The sequence below is a fragment of the Sphaerisporangium rufum genome, from assembly GCF_016863395.1.
In the GTDB taxonomy this organism is placed as follows: domain Bacteria; phylum Actinomycetota; class Actinomycetes; order Streptosporangiales; family Streptosporangiaceae; genus Sphaerisporangium; species Sphaerisporangium rufum.
In genome coordinates, this window is sequence record NZ_BOOU01000034.1 from 31,068 (window position 1) to 46,957 (window position 15,890).

At 75.4% G+C, this 15,890-nt stretch carries 18 protein-coding genes; 3 read left to right on the forward strand and 15 right to left on the reverse strand.

Annotated features, from left to right (window positions below):
• Positions 1-42 precede the first annotated feature (42 nt).
• From Sru01_RS11445 to Sru01_RS11480, 8 genes are all read right to left on the reverse strand, one after another.
• Positions 43-759, reverse strand: coding sequence for a hypothetical protein (locus Sru01_RS11445; RefSeq protein ID WP_203984128.1), 717 nt, complete (start codon positions 757-759; stop codon positions 43-45).
• A complete protein-coding gene (locus Sru01_RS11450; protein WP_203984130.1) occupies positions 756-2,243 on the reverse strand; it encodes a hypothetical protein in 1,488 nt (495 codons plus the stop codon). Before Sru01_RS11450 ends, Sru01_RS11445 begins: the two co-directional genes overlap by 4 nt.
• On the reverse strand, positions 2,240-3,106 hold the full coding sequence (locus Sru01_RS11455) for an ATP-binding cassette domain-containing protein (RefSeq protein WP_239137299.1): 867 nt from the start codon (positions 3,104-3,106) through the stop codon (positions 2,240-2,242). Before Sru01_RS11455 ends, Sru01_RS11450 begins: the two co-directional genes overlap by 4 nt.
• The gene (locus Sru01_RS11460; RefSeq protein WP_203984132.1) at positions 3,103-3,975 is read right to left on the reverse strand and encodes a zf-HC2 domain-containing protein; all 873 of its coding nucleotides are present in this window, start codon (positions 3,973-3,975) and stop codon (positions 3,103-3,105) included. The genes Sru01_RS11455 and Sru01_RS11460 overlap by 4 nt, the downstream gene beginning before the upstream one ends.
• Complete coding sequence (locus tag Sru01_RS11465; RefSeq protein ID WP_203984133.1) at positions 3,972-4,550, reverse strand: RNA polymerase sigma factor; 579 nt, start codon at positions 4,548-4,550, stop codon at positions 3,972-3,974. Before Sru01_RS11465 ends, Sru01_RS11460 begins: the two co-directional genes overlap by 4 nt.
• A 146-nt stretch (positions 4,551-4,696) precedes the next feature.
• Positions 4,697-5,944, reverse strand: coding sequence for a cytochrome P450 (locus Sru01_RS11470; protein ID WP_203984134.1), 1,248 nt, complete (start codon positions 5,942-5,944; stop codon positions 4,697-4,699).
• Positions 5,945-6,007: 63 nt separating this feature from the next.
• Complete coding sequence (locus Sru01_RS11475; protein ID WP_203984135.1) at positions 6,008-6,922, reverse strand: phosphotransferase enzyme family protein; 915 nt, start codon at positions 6,920-6,922, stop codon at positions 6,008-6,010.
• Between the two features lie 338 nt (positions 6,923-7,260).
• Positions 7,261-8,625: a helix-turn-helix domain-containing protein gene (locus Sru01_RS11480; protein WP_203984136.1), complete on the reverse strand. Its 1,365-nt coding sequence runs from the start codon at positions 8,623-8,625 to the stop codon at positions 7,261-7,263.
• Positions 8,626-8,881: 256 nt separating this feature from the next.
• Between Sru01_RS11480 and Sru01_RS11485 the strand changes: the two genes are divergently transcribed.
• Together Sru01_RS11485 and Sru01_RS11490 are read left to right on the forward strand one after the other, a co-directional pair.
• Positions 8,882-9,436 carry an ATP-binding protein gene (locus Sru01_RS11485; RefSeq protein ID WP_203984137.1) on the forward strand — a complete coding sequence of 185 codons (555 nt, stop codon included), beginning with the start codon at positions 8,882-8,884 and terminating at the stop codon, positions 9,434-9,436.
• Between the two features lie 101 nt (positions 9,437-9,537).
• Positions 9,538-10,407, forward strand: a complete 870-nt coding sequence (locus tag Sru01_RS11490; protein ID WP_203984139.1) for an FG-GAP repeat protein — start codon at positions 9,538-9,540, stop codon at positions 10,405-10,407.
• On the opposite strand, the gene Sru01_RS36575 is transcribed toward Sru01_RS11490, so the two are convergent.
• The 4 genes from Sru01_RS36575 to Sru01_RS11510 all read right to left on the reverse strand — a co-directional run bounded on the left by Sru01_RS36575 (position 10,289) and on the right by Sru01_RS11510 (position 12,719).
• The gene (locus Sru01_RS36575; RefSeq protein WP_373869515.1) at positions 10,289-10,780 is read right to left on the reverse strand and encodes a PhoD-like phosphatase N-terminal domain-containing protein; all 492 of its coding nucleotides are present in this window, start codon (positions 10,778-10,780) and stop codon (positions 10,289-10,291) included. The genes Sru01_RS11490 and Sru01_RS36575 overlap by 119 nt on opposite strands.
• A 76-nt stretch (positions 10,781-10,856) precedes the next feature.
• Entirely contained in the window at positions 10,857-11,132 is a 276-nt protein-coding gene (locus Sru01_RS11500; RefSeq protein WP_203984143.1) for a GlsB/YeaQ/YmgE family stress response membrane protein, read from the reverse strand.
• A gap of 107 nt (positions 11,133-11,239) precedes the next feature.
• Positions 11,240-11,848 (reverse strand): HAD family hydrolase, encoded by a 609-nt coding sequence (locus tag Sru01_RS11505; protein WP_203984145.1) that lies wholly within the window; start codon positions 11,846-11,848, stop codon positions 11,240-11,242.
• A gap of 10 nt (positions 11,849-11,858) precedes the next feature.
• Positions 11,859-12,719 carry a hypothetical protein gene (locus Sru01_RS11510; RefSeq protein WP_203984147.1) on the reverse strand — a complete coding sequence of 287 codons (861 nt, stop codon included), beginning with the start codon at positions 12,717-12,719 and terminating at the stop codon, positions 11,859-11,861.
• 188 nt (positions 12,720-12,907) lie between these two features.
• On the opposite strand from Sru01_RS11510, the gene arfB reads away from it, so the two are divergent.
• Positions 12,908-13,333 carry an alternative ribosome rescue aminoacyl-tRNA hydrolase ArfB gene (arfB, locus tag Sru01_RS11515; protein WP_203984149.1) on the forward strand — a complete coding sequence of 142 codons (426 nt, stop codon included), beginning with the start codon at positions 12,908-12,910 and terminating at the stop codon, positions 13,331-13,333.
• 79 nt (positions 13,334-13,412) lie between these two features.
• Here arfB and Sru01_RS11520 read toward each other — a convergent pair whose 3' ends face one another.
• From Sru01_RS11520 to Sru01_RS11530, 3 genes are all read right to left on the reverse strand, one after another.
• Positions 13,413-14,054: a hypothetical protein gene (locus tag Sru01_RS11520; protein ID WP_239137300.1), complete on the reverse strand. Its 642-nt coding sequence runs from the start codon at positions 14,052-14,054 to the stop codon at positions 13,413-13,415.
• 40 nt (positions 14,055-14,094) lie between these two features.
• The gene (locus tag Sru01_RS11525) at positions 14,095-14,877 is read right to left on the reverse strand and encodes an HAD-IIA family hydrolase (protein WP_239137302.1); all 783 of its coding nucleotides are present in this window, start codon (positions 14,875-14,877) and stop codon (positions 14,095-14,097) included.
• Positions 14,878-14,968: 91 nt separating this feature from the next.
• Positions 14,969-15,874 (reverse strand): TIGR03619 family F420-dependent LLM class oxidoreductase, encoded by a 906-nt coding sequence (locus tag Sru01_RS11530; protein ID WP_203984152.1) that lies wholly within the window; start codon positions 15,872-15,874, stop codon positions 14,969-14,971.
• Between the last annotated feature and the right edge of the window lie 16 nt (positions 15,875-15,890).

Genomic DNA, 15,890 nt, shown 5'->3' on the forward strand with positions numbered 1-15,890 from the left:
CACCGGCCACACCCCGCCCCCGCGGCAGCCGGCCGGGTGCCTTCACCGCCGGGCCGGGACCTCACCGTCCAGGCGAGAGGGCGCGCCGCTCCGGGGCGCCGGTGGCCGGCCGATCAGCGCACCGGGACGGGTACGCGGGGCCCGGTGGGCGGCGAGCAGCGCCAGGAAGGCGGGCAGCAGCGCCCACGCCCAGCCCCGCTGCGCGGCCGTCCAGGACGGGTCGGCGGGCAGAGGCCAGGCGTTCGCGGCGCCGCCGGCCTGCAGGACCGCGACGGCGCCGAGCACCGCCTGCGCGCCGGTGCCGGCCAGTGCGGCGGGCCGGCCCGGCACCGTCCGCACCGCCACCGCCGCGCCGGCCAGGCCGGCCAGCACCCAGGCGGCGGCCTCCAGCGCCAGGCCGCCGAACGGGAACGATCCGCCGGGTGGCAGGCGCAGCGCGGTCACGGCCGCGGCGGCGCCCCAGCCGGTCGCCGCGGCCGCCGCGCCGAGCCCGGTGCGCAGCCACTGGCGCACCCAGCGCGGCACCGGGACCGCGGCGGTGCTGGCCGCCATCGCGTCCACCAGGGTGAATCCGGCCGCGGTGCCCAGCATGACGCCCGCCATCCGCAGTGCCAGCACCGCGAACCCGGGGTCCAGGTGCGGGTCCTGCACGTTGAGCAGGGCGGCCAGCGCCACCGCGATGGCGGTCGCCGCGGCGAGCGGCGTCCAGTCCACCGCGCGCACCAGCACCCCCAGCAGCGGGACGTGCCGGCGGCTCACCCCCGGCCGCCCGTCTCCGGCTCGAACCGGCAGACGGCGGCCACGTCGGCCGGCGGATCGGCAGGGAAGCGCTCCGGGCGCAGGCCGAGCAGGGGCAGCGCCTGGTCGAGCGTGGTCCGAGGGTCGGCCAGCCGGTCCCAGCTCGCCCAGATCCGCTGCCGCGTGTCCGCCCGGGCCAGCAGCCGCCGCGCGTACCCCGCCTCGGCGGCGCCGTAGTACCTGTTGATCGCCGACGCCGGCTGCAGGCCCTCGACCATCAGCGGCCCGGGCGGCGGGACCGGCCCGGCCTGGCCGAGCAGCCACAGCGCGACCAGGGTGCCGGCCCGGCCGCGCGCGTCGCATTCGGGGCCCAGCCGGACCGCCGCCGCGGCCATCCCACCCGCCAGCCAGGCGCGGTGCCCCTGTCCGGGATCGGTGGACCAGTTCAGCAGTACCGGCAGGGCAGGCGCGACGAGGGCGGAGAAGGTGACGTTGGTCTGCCGTACGGCGGGCAGGCCGGTCCGCGCACCGGGCGGCAGGGCTGCGACGACCGGGTGGACGGCCTCAGCCCATGCCGCGGTCCAGGAAACGTAGCGGGGCAGCGCGCAGTAGGAGATGCCGTCGATCTGCCGGCACCGATCCCCGTACAGGCCCGCCCGCCGCGCGTCCACCGCGTCATACACCCGGTTCAGGATCCGCATCTGCTGATCGGGCGCGTGGCCGGCGGCCGAGACGGCGGGTACCGCGACGGCGAGCGCGGCGAGCGCGGCGGCCACCCGGAGCGGCCGGACACCGTGCCGGAACAGGGCGACCGCCGCCACCAGGACCACCAGCGCGCACAGGTAGACCAGGTGCCATCCGGACGAGCGCGGTCCCCAGTCCGGCTCGTAGGACGGGATGACCGGCAGCAGCCAGCCGCCGTACTCGCCCCGGGAGTTGGCCAGCAGGCCGAACAGCCACAGCAACCCGGCCAGCGGTGCCACCACCAGGGCCGGCAGCCAGCGGCCCAGCGCGACGCCCGCGGCGGCGGCCAGCGCGGCGACCGCCACCCCCGACAGCGCCTCGTAGGCGTCGAACCGGCCGGCCACCGGCCCGGACGCCCAGCGCGCCGCCAGACAGGCCGCGATCGCGATCGCGGCGGCCGCCGCCCCCGCCACCGGCGCGGCCAGCGCGACCGCCCGGGTCCGGTCGACGGCCCGGCGCGGCAGCGCGGCCAGCGTCGCCGGCGCGCCCTGCCGCCGGTCGCGCGAGGTGGCGAGGTTCGCGACGACCAGCGCCGCGACCGCGACGATGGCCGACGCGTTCGCCGCGCCGATCGTCTCGACCGTCATGTCCGGCAGCCATCCCCAGGCGTCGTACAGCCGCCAGGCGACGGTGAGCGCGACCGCCGCCCACAGCACCGGGCTGCGGGCGAACCGGCGCAGCTCGAACACCACCAGTTGCCGCCCGGTGGCACCCGCGGCTCCGCTCCGCGCCCGCGCCGGGGCCGCCACGAGCGCGGTCACGCCGCCACCGCCGCGGTGTCGCCGAGCAGCAGCAGGTAACCGTCCTCCACGCCGGGGACCGCGGGCTCGGCGCCCTCGGGGCGTTCCCCCAGTGCCCGGTACCGGCCGTCGGCGGTGCGCCAGAACAGCTGCCGGCCGGCCGGCGGGCGCTCCGACAGCCACACCTGGCCGGCCGCGGTGGCCGCCAACCCGGCGGGCGTGCCGGTGAAGACGGCCCGGCCGCCGCCGACCACGACGACCCGCTCGCACAGCGCGGCGACGTCCTCGGTCTGGTGGGTGGACAGCAGCACGGTGCGTCCCTCGCCGAGCCGGGAGACCAGGGCGCGAAAGCGCATCCGCTGCTCGGGGTCCAGGCCGACGGTGGGCTCGTCCAGGATGAGCAGCTCCGGGTCGCCGAGCAGGGTCTGCGCGAAGGCCAGCCGCTGCTTCATCCCGCCGGACAGCTTGCGCACCTTGGTGGCGGCCCGGTCGGCGAGGTCGACCTCGGCGAGCACCCGGCGCACCTCGGCGTGCCGGGCCCGCCGGTCGTTCATCTCCTTGAGGATGGCGATGTAGTCGACCAGCTCGAACGCGGTGAAGTGCGGGTAGAACCCGGGGTCCTGCGGCAGGTAGCCCAGCCGGCGGCGCAGTTCGGTGCGCTGCGCCCGGTCGGCCGGGTCCAGGCCGAGCAGGCGGATCTCGCCGCCGTCCGGGGCGAGCGTGGTGGCCAGGCAGCGCAGCAGGGTGGTCTTGCCGGCGCCGTTCGGCCCGAGCAGCCCGGTGACGCCCGGCCCGGCGGCCAGGTCCAGCGCCGCCAGCGCGGTACGGGAGCCGTATCGCTTGGTCAGCGCGCGGACGCCGACGGTGGTATCGGTGGGGTTCAACGGTATCTCCAGTGGTCGGCGCGGCGGTACCGCGTGAGCAGGACGGGAAGCAGCACCAGCGCGGTGATCGCGTACAGGGCCTGGGCCGGCGGGCGGAACGCGGCGAACAGGTCGTCGGCCCACCCGCCGTAGACCAGCACGGCGGCCGCCCAGCACGCGGAGATGCCCGCGGCGGCCGGCTGGACCGGGACGAGGCGGGTGAGCGCGAGAACGGCGGCGGTCAGGCCGAGCGACGGCAGCACCCAGGCGGCGACCAGCCCCGGCGGCCCGGGCAGGAACGGGGCGCACAGGCCGGTCAGGGTGACCGCCGTCACCTGCACGGCGAGCGCGCGGAGCAGCAGCAGCCGCGGGCCCGCCATCGGCGTCGCGGCCTGCAACTCGTGGCCGGGGTCGACCCGGGTGCCGTAGGCCGCCGCGATCCCCGCCGTCGGCAGGATCGGCGCCAGCAGCAGGAACGCCAGCAGCACCCCGGCCCGGCCCACCGGCACCGCGAAGGTGGAGGCCAGCCCGGCGAGCACGGCGAACGCCAGCACGGCGGCGACCGACCCCAGCCAGGCCCGTGACAGCGCCGGCGTGGCGGTGAGCAGCCGGGCCAGATGCTGGGGGACGCCGCACCGGCACAGCAGCCGCTCGGCGACCCCCGCGCGCGGCCGGTCCACGATGTCGGCGACGCGCTCCCAGCTCGCCGCCAGCCAGCCGGCGTCGGCCGGGATCGCGGCCCGGCAGCGCGCGCAGCGCTCCAGGTGCGCCTCCACGGACATGGTCTGCGCCGGGTCCAGGCGGCCGGCGGCGTACCGTCCGGCCAGGTCGGCGGGCAGGTGCCAGGGCGCCGGGCCGGACGGGCGCGGCGCGGCGCCGGTGTCGTTCATACGAGGTACTCCCTGAGCTGGGCCTTCGCCCGCATGACGCGGGTCTTGACGGTGCCTTCGGGGATGCCGAGCAGCCGGGCGGCCTCCCGGGTGGTCAGGCCGTCCAGCACGGTGGCCTGGATGGCGGCGCGCAGTTCGGGCGACAGGCGGGAGATCGCGATGCCGAGGTCGCCGTGCTCGACACCGAGGAGCACCACGTCCTCGGCCGACTGCACGGTCCGGGCGTCCTCGCCGGGCAGGTCGCCGCCGAGCCACCGGCCGCCCCGCCGGCGCAGCGCGGAGATCAGCCGGCGGGAGGCGATGGTCCACAGCCAGCCGCCGGCCTCGCCGCGCGACGACCGGTAGCGGTGGGCGTCACGCCAGACGGCGACGAAGGTGTCCTGGATCGCGTCGTCCACCGCGTCCGGGTCGACGCAGCGGCGGGCCAGCCTGGCGCGCAGCCACGGCGCGTGCCGGGTGTGCAGCAGGCGCAGCGCCTCCACCCGGCCGGCCGCGACGGCGGCGAGCAGATCGGCGTCCGGGCTGTCGGAGTCCACCTCAGGCGGGGGGCGGCGGCGGTTGAGAAAAGCGGGCACAACTCCTCTATCGCAGCGGCGCCCCGCCCCGGTTCGCCGGCCGGGGTGCTGGAGGGCGAACCGGGCGAACCGGCCCGGGCCCGCGGCCGACCGCGGCCGGCCAGGGCCGTTCACCCGTGGCCTGCGGTCCGGGTCCGGGAACGGCCTCAGAAGGTGAAGGGCTGGGCGCGCACGCTGTTGTCGAAGTTGGACAGCAGCAGTTCCGGCTCGCCGGTGGTGCGGATGCCGGGCAGCCGGTCGAACAGCTCCCGGTACATGATCTTGATCTCCTGGCGGGCCAGGTTGGCGCCGAGGCAGAAGTGCGGGCCGGGGCCGCCGAAGCCGACGTGCGGGTTCGGCCGGCGGGTGATGTCGTAACCGTCGGGGTCGGCGAACACCTCGGCGTCGCGGTTGGCCGAGCCGTAGAAGAGCACCACCTTGTCGCCCGGTGCCAGCCGCACGCCGCGTAGCTCGTACTCCTCGGTCACGGTGCGCCGGAACTGCATGATCGGCGAGACGACGCGCACCGTCTCCTCGATCGCGCCGGCGACGCGCCCCTCGAAGTCACCGGCCAGCAGCTCGCGCTGGCCGGGATGCTCGGTGAGCAGCCGGAGCATGTGCGCCATCGTGTTGCGGGCCGTCTCGTTCCCCGCCACCAGCAGCAGGGTGAAGAACGAGCCCAGCTCGCGCGGGGTGAGGCGCTCGCCGTCGACGTTGGCGGTGACCAGCGCCGACACCAGGTCGTCGCCCGGCGCCCGCTCGCGCTCGCGGCCCAGCCGGATGACCAGGCGCTGCAGCGCGAACAGCGCCGCCATGTTGCGCCCGGCCATGGCGGCGGTGCGGGCCAGGCTCATGCGCACCCCGGTGTAGGCGGTGGACACGTCCACGTGCTCGTGCACCTTGGCCCGGATGTCGCCGGGGATGCCCATCATGTCGCAGATGACATGGATGGGGAGCCGGGCGGCGACCTGCCGGACGAAGTCGCGCGGCCCCTCGCGCACCACGTCGTCGACGATGCGGGCGGCCGCCGCGGCGATGTGGCCGTCCAGGGCGGCCAGCCGCTTAGGCGAGAACGCCCTGGACACGATGCGGCGCAGCCGGGCGTGCCGGGGATCGTCGAGGTTGACCATCGAGTCGCCGAAGACGTGCTTCACCCAGCCGGGCGGCTCGGGGTTGGTGACGGCGGGCTCGCTGGAGAACACCCGGGCATTGCGGCTGGCCTCGACCACCTCGGCGTGCCGGACCAGGGCGTAGAACCCGCGCCCGGACCGCAGCAGCGGCACCCGCCGCTCGGGGAAGAACACCGGCCGGTCCAGGGCGCGCAGCCGGGCGAAGTCGCGATCGCGCTCGGCCGGCGGCCGGCGCCAGAACGCCAGGTCCGCCAGGTCGATGCCCGTCTCCACCGCCGTTTCCACGCCCCTATCCTGGCACGGCCCGGGCCGCCGCGGCACGCGGCGGCCGGGTCCGGCCGCCGCCGCTCAGCGGTACGGCTGCCACCTGGCGTGCAGGTCGCGCGCCTTGTACGTGCGCATGCGGTGCTCCCACTGCGCGCGGATCGCCGGCTGGCTGCGCAGGATCGGCAGCACGCTGGTCACCAGCTTGAGCTCGCGCAGCCGGCGCAGCACCGGGAAGCCGTCCCAGGCGGTGATGTCGTGGCCGTAGTGCTCGGCGAGCATGGCCTGGTCGTCGGTCGGATAGTCCAGCCGCAGCCGGCCGACCGCGACCGGCACCAGATCCCACTCGCGAGGGCCGATGCTGGTGCTGTCGAAGTCGCACAGCACCGGACCGCCCGGCCCGGGGATGAGGTTGCCGAGGAACGCGTCCCCGTGGATGACCCCCGCCGGCAGCTCGAACCGCACCCGGGCGAGCTGCTCCTCCACCTCGTCGCATTCCCGGCGCAGGAAGGCCTGGTCGGCCGGGGATAGGTCCTCCGGCTCGGCGAGCCGCTGGCGCACCTCGTCCATCGGCCGCCAGCGGGGCAGGTCACCGGGCGGATCGGGCAGGTGGTGCAGGCTCTTGAGCAGCTCGGCCAGCCCGGCGCCGTCCGGCCGCGGCCCGCCCTCCGGCACCCGCTCCCACAAGGTGATCACCTGCCCGCGCAGCCGGATGGGCCGCTCCCAGCCCGGCAGCAGCCGCACGGCCGGGAAGCCGTATCCGGCCAGCCAGCGCGCCACCCGCACCACGGTGCCGGCCCGTTCCCGGGCCGCGGTGGAGCCGGCGATCCGGACGACCACCGGGTCGGCGCGGAGCCGGAACACCGCGTTGTTGGTGAACTTGATGAGTTCGGCCCCCTCCGGGTCGAGCCCCGTCTCGGCGCACAGCGCCGCGAGCAGGCCGTCCAGGGTGTCGCGGGTGAGCCCGCCGGAGGGGTTCTGTACTGCGGAGATCGTCATCGGTTCTTGTACGTCCTTGTCGTCTTGCTCGAAAGGGTCGTGCGGGGATGCCGGTCTGGTACGGGGAGAGCACTGGGCGCCCCCGCGCGCCGGCCCGGGAGCGCCGGTCTCGTCCGGGTCGCGGGGGCGTCGCCGGGTACGGCGGCCACGCGACGGTGCCGGAGCGGGAACGGCGCGGCCGCCGTCGCGCGGGCGGTGCGCGGGCCCGGCGTGGCCACGGAATCGGATGCGCCGACATCCTCTACAGCGACCGCAAGGCAGCGCTAAGCATTTGACTGATTACTTTAAGTAACCGGCAACCTCCGGCGCGTACCGTGGCCCGGGACGGCCGGGCGTGCTCACCGCTGCGGGTTGATCCGCACGTCCGCGATGCGCTGCAGGAGGTGGTCGGCGCCCGCCGCGGCCCGGCGTTTGAACGCCGCCTTCTCCAGCGGCGCCAGCCGGTCGATCGTGCGTACCGACCGGAGCTGGGTGACCAGGGTGACCGCCTGGTGGCCGTGGTCCAGCCCGGCCTCCACCTCGCCCAGGAGCAGCTGGACGGTGGCCAGTGCGATGAGTTCGAACACCTTGCTGCGCGCCATGTCGTGCGCCCGGCCCTCGACGCTCGCGGCCAGCAGCTCGGCCGCCTCCGACAGGTGGGCGTCGCTGGCGACCAGGTTGGACAGCGTCACGCCGCTGGCCGCGTCCAGGTCGGCCTGGCCGAAGAACCGCACCCAGCCCGGCGCCGAGTCCTGGTCGGCGCGGGCGAACTCGTCGCGGGCCCGGCTCACCGACTTCAGGGCGAGCTTCTCGTCGCCGAGCAGCGCGTAGGCCCAGGCCTCGTTCACGCACAGCATGGCGACGGTGAGCTCGCAGCTGGCGTCCTGGGCGCTGATCTGGCCGAGCTGGAAGAAGCGCAGCGCGTCCTTCACCCGCTCCTGGTGCAGGTGGACCCGGCCCATCCGGTACAGGATGTTGGCCGCCAGCGACGGATCGCCGGCGTACTTGGCCTGCTCCAGGGCGCGCGCCAGGTGCCGGCGGGCCGCGGGGTACAGGCCGACGTCGAAGGCCGTCCAGCCCGCCAGGTTGTGCTGGTCGGCCAGCGCCCGGTGCAGCCGGCGCCCCACCTCCTCGGTGCAGCTCGCCCTCAGTAACTGGTTCGACCAGCCGAGCTGGGCGAGCACCGCGTCCCGGCAGATGCCGCCGCCGTACCGGTAGTCGAGCGCGCGCAGTGACTCGGTGACCTTCTCCACCGTCTCGACCTCCGCCTCGCCGATCCGGTCCGGCACCGGCGTCTCCTGGTGCGGCAGCGGGCGGCTCCACTCCTCGACCGAGGCGGGGGCGGCGCCGATGGTCACCTGCGCGGCGTGCGCCAGCAGCTTGCGGACCTGCTCGTCCTCGTCGCCGTCCTCCTGGTAGACGGCGGGCAGCGGGTGCTGGGAGTCGCCGTCGTAGGCCAGCCCCATGTAACCGCGGGGCACGCCGAGGCCGTCGGCGATGCGCACCAGGACGTCGTAGGCCATGACCTGGCGGCCGTTGAGGATCTCGGAGATCTCCGACTGGGACTGCCCGGTCAGCGCGGCGATCCGGCGCTGGGAGACGCCCACGCGCTGCAGCAGCTGGTAGACGCCCGCGATGTCGCGGGACGCCAGCGCCTGCCGCATGGCGGGCCGCTCCCAGATGGCGAAGCTGATCGCCTGCTCGCTGACATGGGTGACATTCATGTCGACCTTCCGCCGGAGGAAACGCCCGTTCGCTTCCATCAATTAAGCCGTCCCGGCGCGGCGCGCGCAGGGATAACGGTCGGACCGATCGCCCGGGCAGATCGGTTTGACCGATCACGGACAGATCAGGGATGGCTATCGGTGGCGCGGCTTACCGCTCCGTGACGCGCTGCCGCACCATCGGACTCACCTCGGGGGGATCACCGCGCGCTTCCTCCGCGTCACAGTCCGTCAAGATGCAAGGAGTGATCAGCCAATGCGCGCCCAGCAGCCCGTCCCGAAGGAGGCTCTTCAACGCACCGGGGTCCTGGCGGCGGACCGCCCGCCCGCCGGCGTCCCGGGCGGTGGAGGCGATGACGCCTTCCGCGTCCTGGTCACCATGCTGCGCGCCGGGTCGGCCTCGCGTGGTGCGCGCGCCGCGCTGCGCGAGGCCCTGGAGCGGGCCGGGGTGGCCGCCGACGGGGTGAGCGACGCCGAGATCATCGTCGCCGAGCTGGCGGCCAACGCCGAGAAGCACGCGTGCGGCCCGTACGAGCTGCGTGTGCACTGCCTGAGCGGCATCCCGGTGTGGTGCGAGATGGTGGACGGCGGCCATGGCCTGGACGGGATCCTCGCCATCCTCGCCGGCCTGCACACCGGGCCCGAGCACGACCCGGCGCCGTTCGCCGAGAACGGGCGCGGCCTGCTGCTCGCCCACCGGCTCTCCTACGGCCACTGTTACGCCTACCCGACGACGATGTCGGTCGGCGGCGGTGCCGGCAAGGCGGTGGCGTTCGCGCTCCCGGCCCCGTCGTGCGGCGGTTACCGCTGACCGGGCACGGCGGACGGCCGGCGGGGTGAGTTCAGCGGGCCGACGTGCCCGCGTCACCACCTGGTGGGACCGATGTCCGGATCGCGGGGGATGATCCGGCCATGACCATCATGCGGGCATCGTGCCTGCTCACCGCCGCTCTGGCGCTGCTGCCGCCGGCGTTCCCGCCGGCGGCGGCCGCCGGGTCCACCGCGTCCGCCGTCCGGGACGCCGGGGCCGCGCGGCACGCCAGGACCGTCCGAGCCGACGCGACCGCCCGGGCCGCCACGACCGATGCGGCCGCCCGGACCGCCGGAAGCGCCCGGACCGCCGGAACCGTCCCGGCCACCGGAACCGTCCAGACCACCGCGGCGGCGTGCCGGGTGCCCGGCCTGGCCGTCACCGCCCCCTACGCCACCGTGGCCGGGCGCTACAGGGCCGGCGCGGTCAGCCTGTTCCGCGACGCCCGCCCGGCGGGCACGCTCGCGCAGGGCCGGGCGGGGATCGCCGGCGAACCGGGGCGGGGCGCCGCGTTCGGCTCGGCGGTCGTCACCGGCGACTTCGACGGCGACGGCCGCGACGACCTGGCGGTCGGCGTGCCCGGCGAAGGGCTGGACCGCTTCCAGGACGGGCCCATGTACGGGGACGGGGCGGTGCACGTGCTGTACGGCGGCCCGCGCGGCCCGCGCGCGTCGGGCGGCGAGTTCTGGACGCTGGACGCCCGGGGCGTGCGCGGGCGCGCCCGCAGCACCGACCGGCTCGGTTCGGCGCTGGCGGCCGGCAACCTCAACGGGGACGGGGACGCCGAACTCGCCGCCGGCGCGCCCGGCGCCGGCCGGGTGCTGGTGCTGGCGGGCACCCGGACCGGCGGGCTCACCGCCCGGCACCACGCGCTGCTCGCCGGGCGGGCCGGCCGCCCCGGCGACCTGTTCGGCTCGTCGGTCGCGGTGACCCCGGACGGGCTGGCGGTCCGCCGTCCCGGCGCGCGGTGACGGTGCCCGAGCGCACCACGGTGCGGAAGCGCTCGTCGGCCGCGATCTGCCAGGCCACCTCGACGTCACGGGACGGCATGCCGCCATGGCCGTCCGGGGCGAGCGGCTCGGGGGCCAGCCGGGTCCACAGCACGAAGCCGTCGGCCGACGGGTCGCCGGAGGCGATCCCCAGCGTGAAGGGGTCGGGGAGCGCGCGGCCCGGCCGGGCGGCGCCGGTGGCGGCCCGGGCGGAGGCGAGCGGCACCAGGCCGCCGGCGGCCGCGCCGATGAGGAACGCTCTGCGTGAGGGTTTCCGCTGCACACGCCCAGTGCAGCGGGCCGGGCCGGCCGGCCGGCGAGGACCCGGTGTCGGCGGCGTGAACAACCGCCGCACGCCCGGGGCCGCGGCGGCGCGGCCGGCGGGACCGCGCCGCCGGACGCCCGGGCCGGCGGGAGGCGAGGGCGGCGGGTCAGGTGACCCGGCCGCGTCTCGTCCACAGGGCGACGGCGATCAGGACGCCGATGATGGCGAGGACGATCTGTATGATCAGCTCGATCCAGTCGATACCGCTGGTGGTGGCGACGCCGAGGCCGCGGGCGATGGCCGTGCCGATCAGCGCCGCGACGATGCCGACGATGATGGTGAGCCACCAGGGAATGGGCTGCCGCCCCGGGATGATGAGCCGCGCGAGCACGCCGATGATGGCACCGATGATGATCGCGCTGATGATTCCGCCGATGGTCATTTCCACGCCTCCGTTATCCGGTTGTGACCCGTATTCCCCCAGATAGGTCCGGCGATGCGCCGGTACGGGTCACAGGAGTGGAATGCCCCGGCCGGGTGACGGGCCGGTCAGGAGGCGCGGCCCGGTGCGGCCAGCGCCGCCGCCAGGTCGTCCCGCAGCGCGCCGGCGTCCCGGAAGTGGACGGCCGTCATCCCGGCCGACTCCGCTCCGCTGACGTTCACCAGCCGGTCGTCGACGAACACGCAGTCACCCGGACGGGCACCCAGCCGGGCGGCGACCCGGAGGTAGATCTCCGCGTCCGGCTTGACCAGTCCGAGGTGGCCGCTGTAGAAGCGGGCGTCCATCTCCTGGACGAAGGACAACCGTTCGATGCCGTCGGCCACGCACGCGGGCGCGTTGGACAGCAGCCCGACCGGGTGCCCGGCGGCCCGGATCTCCTTCAGCACGGCGACCGCCGCGTCGTTGGCGTGCGTCCAGCTTTCGACGTCCAGGTCGACCAGCCGGGCGACCTCCAGGTCGCCGAGCGAGCGGTCCAGGACCTCCGACCAGTAGGCGTCCGGCGCCAGGGTGCCCCGGTCGAATTCCAGCCGGTGCTCCCAGTAGTGTCGCCAGAAGTGGTCCGGGTCCATCCCCGAGGCGGCCACCAGGCGTTCCCGGTCGGCCGCGGGCTGCGCGTGGCACAGCACTTCCCCGTAGTCGAACAGCACCCATTTCATGATCGAGATATTACCGAACCGCGTTCTTGAGGAAGGGCTGCACGCACGCGTTGACAGCCCCGCACCCAAGGTAGTGGCGGACGGTGTGGAAATCCGCCCAGTCGATGTTGACCCGCTCGTCGCGGGTCACCCCGTCGAAGCAGGCCTTCAGCGCGCCGGGAATCGCGGCGATGTCGTCCTTGTCGGCGATGTTGATCCAGGTGCGCACCCCTTTCGGGCCGATGCCACGCCCCTGGCTGGGCAGCGGCCGCAGCCGCTCGAACACCACGCCGCGCATGCCGAGCGGGCTGCCCAGGGTGACCAGCAGCTCCACCGACAGGTCCGGGTGCGCGCACAGCGCCTCGTAGGCCACCACGCTGCCCAGCGAGTGCGCGATGACGACGTCCGGCCGGTTGCGGCGGATCACCTCGGCGACCGCCTCGCGCGAGCGCACCCGGGCGGCGGCGTCGGCCGAGGCGAGGTAGGCGGCGACCTCCGGGCAGAAGTCCTCGGCGAAGTCCACCGCCCGCGGGCCGAGCAGCGGCAGCAGCCACTCGGCGGCCCGGTGGACCAGCCCGGTGAGGCCCTCCCCCGCGAACGCGCCGGCCGCGCCGGCCTGGCGCATCCAGCCGGCCAGCACCAGCTTGGCCGGCGGATCCATCGCCCGCAGCTCCCGCCGCACGGCGGCGGGCACCTCGGCGCGCAGCAGGTGGGCGTAGTAGGCGACCTCCGACAGGTAGGCCTCGCCGCGGTAGGGCGCGCCGCGGGTCAGCCCGGCGTGCAGGTACCGGTCCCACTTGGCGCGCATCACCGCCGCGGCCCCCGCGGCCGAGCCGGCCTCGGCGAAGTAGTGGTACTTGCCGATCCCGTGGACCCCCACGATCCCCGCCACCGCGGCCCTCCCCGTGCGACGCGCCCGGCCCGCACGCGCCGGGGCCGGGGACACGCCCACTGTCCCGCACGCCGCCGACCCCGACAACCACCGTCCCGGCATCCGGCCGAGATCGTCCTGAACCGGACAGCCCCGGCCGCCGGGAAACCGGTTGATCGCCGACCAGGGGCACCGGCTACTCTGGGGGAATGTCCGGCCCGGTCACCGTCCGCGGCTCGGTCGTCATCCCGGACGCCGAGCTCTGCTGGCGTTTCTCCCGGTCCTCTGGGCCCGGCGGCCAGGGGGTGAACACCACCGACAGCCGGGTGGAGCTGAGCTTCGACCTCGCGGGCACCACCACGCTGCCGCCGGTCCTCAAGGCCCGGGCGCTGGAGCGGCTGGCGCCCCGGCTGGTGGACGGCGTGCTCACCATCGCCGCGGCCGAGTACCGCTCGCAGCTGCGCAACCGCGAGGCGGCCAAGGCCCGGCTGGCCGGCCTGCTCGCCGAGGCCACCGCTCCCCCGCCCAAGCGCCGCCGCCCGACCAAGCCGTCGCGCGGCGCGGCCGAGCGTCGGCTGGCGGCCAAGAAACGCCGCTCGGACGTCAAGCGCCTGCGCCGCCCCGACGGGTTCTGAGCCCGGCGGCCGAACCCGCGGGGCACCGGCGAAGGCGCGGCACCGATCACCACGCCGGTCGCCGGTGGCGCCCCGGCCGTCAGGGCCGGCGGTCCTCCATCTCCCAGAGATGGTCGATGACGTGCCAGGCCATCCGCCGGGCGGCGTAGCGCGCCGGCCACCCCTTGGCCGCGAGCGGCACGCCGTCGGAGGGCTTGCCGAGCACCGCGGCGATCTCATCGCGCAGCGCGTCCCGGGCCGCGGCGTCCGCCGGCGGGAACGGCCGGTGGCGCACCCCGATCAGCCGGGCGTAGGAGCGTTCGGCCTCCACCACGTGCGCGATCATCTTGTCGCGATCGCGCCCGCCGCCGCGCGGGCCCTTGCGCAGCTCGCTCGGCGAGGCGGCGGCCAGCTCGTCGAAGGCCGCCCAGCAGGCCCGCAGCAGTGCCGTGTCACGCTCGGCGACCGCCGCGTCCACCGGGCGGGCGTCCAGTTCGGGCACCGCGGCGGGGGCGCCGAAGTCGGTGGTCGAGTTGCCGGTCACCCGCTCGGCCACGGTGAGGGCGTCCGGCTCGAAGGGCAGGCCGGCCCGCTGAGCGATCTTCCGGTAACGGGGGATGTAGTCGGCCAGGGCCGCGAGCGCCGCCTCCTCGGTCTTGCCGGCCCGGCACCAGCCGGGCCAGTCGGGGGCGCAGGCGAAGACCTTCTTCTTGGGGCCGATCTCGAGGTAGACGTCGGTCATGGGCCCCATCTTCCCCGGCATACCTGACAGGAACCGGCGGTCACTCGACGAGTTCGATCAGATCCGCCACCGAGCGCACCACCCGCGACGGGCGGAACGGGTAGCGGTCGACCTGATCCTCGGCGGTGACCCCGGTGAGCACCAGGATGGTGTGCAGGCCGGCCTCCATGCCGGACACGATGTCGGTGTCCATCCGGTCGCCGATCATCGCGGTGCTCTCGCTGTGGCCCTCGATCGCGTTCAGCGCGCTGCGCATCATCATCGGGTTGGGCTTGCCGACGAAGTAGGGCTGCACGCCGGTCGCCTTGGTGATCATCGCGGCCACCGCGCCGCAGGCCGGCAGCGACCCCTCGTTGGACGGGCCGACGGCATCGGGGTTGGTGGCGATGAACCGGCTGCCCGCCTCGATCAACCGGATGGCCCGGGTGATCGCGGTGAAGCTGTAGGTGCGCGTCTCGCCCAGCACCACGTAGTCCGGCGCGATGTCGGTCAGGATGTATCCCACCTCGTGCAGCGCGGTGGTCAGCCCCGCCTCGCCGATCACGTACGCCGTACCGCCGGGCCGCTGGTCGTGCAGGAACTGCGCGGTGGCCAGCGCCGAGGTCCAGATCGACTCCGGCGGCACCTCAAGGCCCGCGCCGCGCAGCCGCACCGACAGGTCGCGCGGCGTGTAGATGGAGTTGTTCGTCAGCACCAGGAACCGGCGGCCGGACTCGCGAAGACGGCGGATGAACTCCTCGGCGCCGGGCACCGGCTGGCCCTCGTGCACCAGGACACCGTCCATGTCCGACAGCCAGCATTCGATCGGTTTGCGCTCGTCCACGCTTCCCCCGGTTCGCCGCGGTACGTCGGGCCCAGCATGCCACCTCGCCGGCCCCGCGGCGAAATGCCGGGACCGGCCGGCGGACGGCCCCCTACGCCTCCGGGGCCAGCGCCGTCAGGGCCTCCTCGGCGCGGCGCATGGACTCGGCCGGATCGGCGTCCGGCGAGCCGATCTCGGGGTCGAAATTGAGGTCGTGGAAGACCTCGGTCACCCCGGCGGCGGCCAGCGCCGCGACGTCGGCCCGGATCTCGTCCGGCGAGCCGGTCAGCGGGCGCCGGTCCGGCGATCCGGGCGGCCGCAGCCGGGTGACGCCGCGGCACACGAAGCTCAGCGCCTCCGGGTCGCGGCCGGCGGCCGCGGCCGCCTCCTTTACAATGTAGATCTGATCACGGATCGCGGTGAGGTCGGCGCGGCTGGAGCTGATCCAGCCGTCGGCGATCTCCCCGGCCCGGCGCAGCGCCACCTCGGCGGTGCCACCGAGCAGCAGCGGCGGCGGCGTGACCGGCTTGGGGTCCTGGTGGACCGGCGGCACCTGGTAGAACTCCCCCTGGTGGGAGATGATCTCCTCGCCCCACAGCAGCCGCAGCACCTGGAGGTACTCCACCGCGCGGCGCCCGCGGGCGGCCATCGGCACGCCCGAGGCGGCGAACTCCTCGGGGACCCAGCCGAGCCCGAGCCCGGCCGACAGCCGGCCCGCGGAGACGTCCTGCAGGGTGGCCAGTTGCTTGGCCAGCAGCACCGGGGACATGAACGGCAGGTTGACCACGGCCAGGCCGAGCCCGATGCGCTCGGTCACCCCGGCGAGGTAGGACAGCGTGACGATCGGGTCGCGCACCGACCGGTAGACCGGCCCCATGTCGTGCCCCACCGGATAGAGCAGCCGCTGGAAGGTCCACAGCGTCGCGTAGCCGAGTTCCTCGGCGCCGCGGGCGATCCGCAGCGCGTTGCGCGGGGTGGCCCACGAGCCGGAGATGGGCGCGCCGAATCCAATCTTCATGCCCCCCACCCTAAGG

Excerpts from the sequence above, each read along its gene's own strand:
- Sru01_RS11460 (WP_203984132.1), bottom strand. The coding sequence starts at position 3,975 with ATGAACGACACCGGCGCCGCGCCGCGCCCGTCCGGCCCGGCGCCCTGG.
- Sru01_RS11475 (WP_203984135.1), bottom strand. The coding sequence starts at position 6,922 with ATGACGATCTCCGCAGTACAGAACCCCTCCGGCGGGCTCACCCGCGAC.
- Sru01_RS11480 (WP_203984136.1), bottom strand. The coding sequence starts at position 8,625 with ATGAATGTCACCCATGTCAGCGAGCAGGCGATCAGCTTCGCCATCTGG.
- Sru01_RS11485 (WP_203984137.1), top strand. The coding sequence starts at position 8,882 with ATGCGCGCCCAGCAGCCCGTCCCGAAGGAGGCTCTTCAACGCACCGGG.
- Sru01_RS11490 (WP_203984139.1), top strand. The coding sequence starts at position 9,538 with ATGACCATCATGCGGGCATCGTGCCTGCTCACCGCCGCTCTGGCGCTG.
- Sru01_RS11500 (WP_203984143.1), bottom strand. The coding sequence starts at position 11,132 with ATGACCATCGGCGGAATCATCAGCGCGATCATCATCGGTGCCATCATC.
- Sru01_RS11505 (WP_203984145.1), bottom strand. The coding sequence starts at position 11,848 with ATGAAATGGGTGCTGTTCGACTACGGGGAAGTGCTGTGCCACGCGCAG.
- arfB (WP_203984149.1), top strand. The coding sequence starts at position 12,908 with ATGTCCGGCCCGGTCACCGTCCGCGGCTCGGTCGTCATCCCGGACGCC.
- Sru01_RS11520 (WP_239137300.1), bottom strand. The coding sequence starts at position 14,054 with ATGACCGACGTCTACCTCGAGATCGGCCCCAAGAAGAAGGTCTTCGCC.
- Sru01_RS11530 (WP_203984152.1), bottom strand. The coding sequence starts at position 15,874 with ATGAAGATTGGATTCGGCGCGCCCATCTCCGGCTCGTGGGCCACCCCG.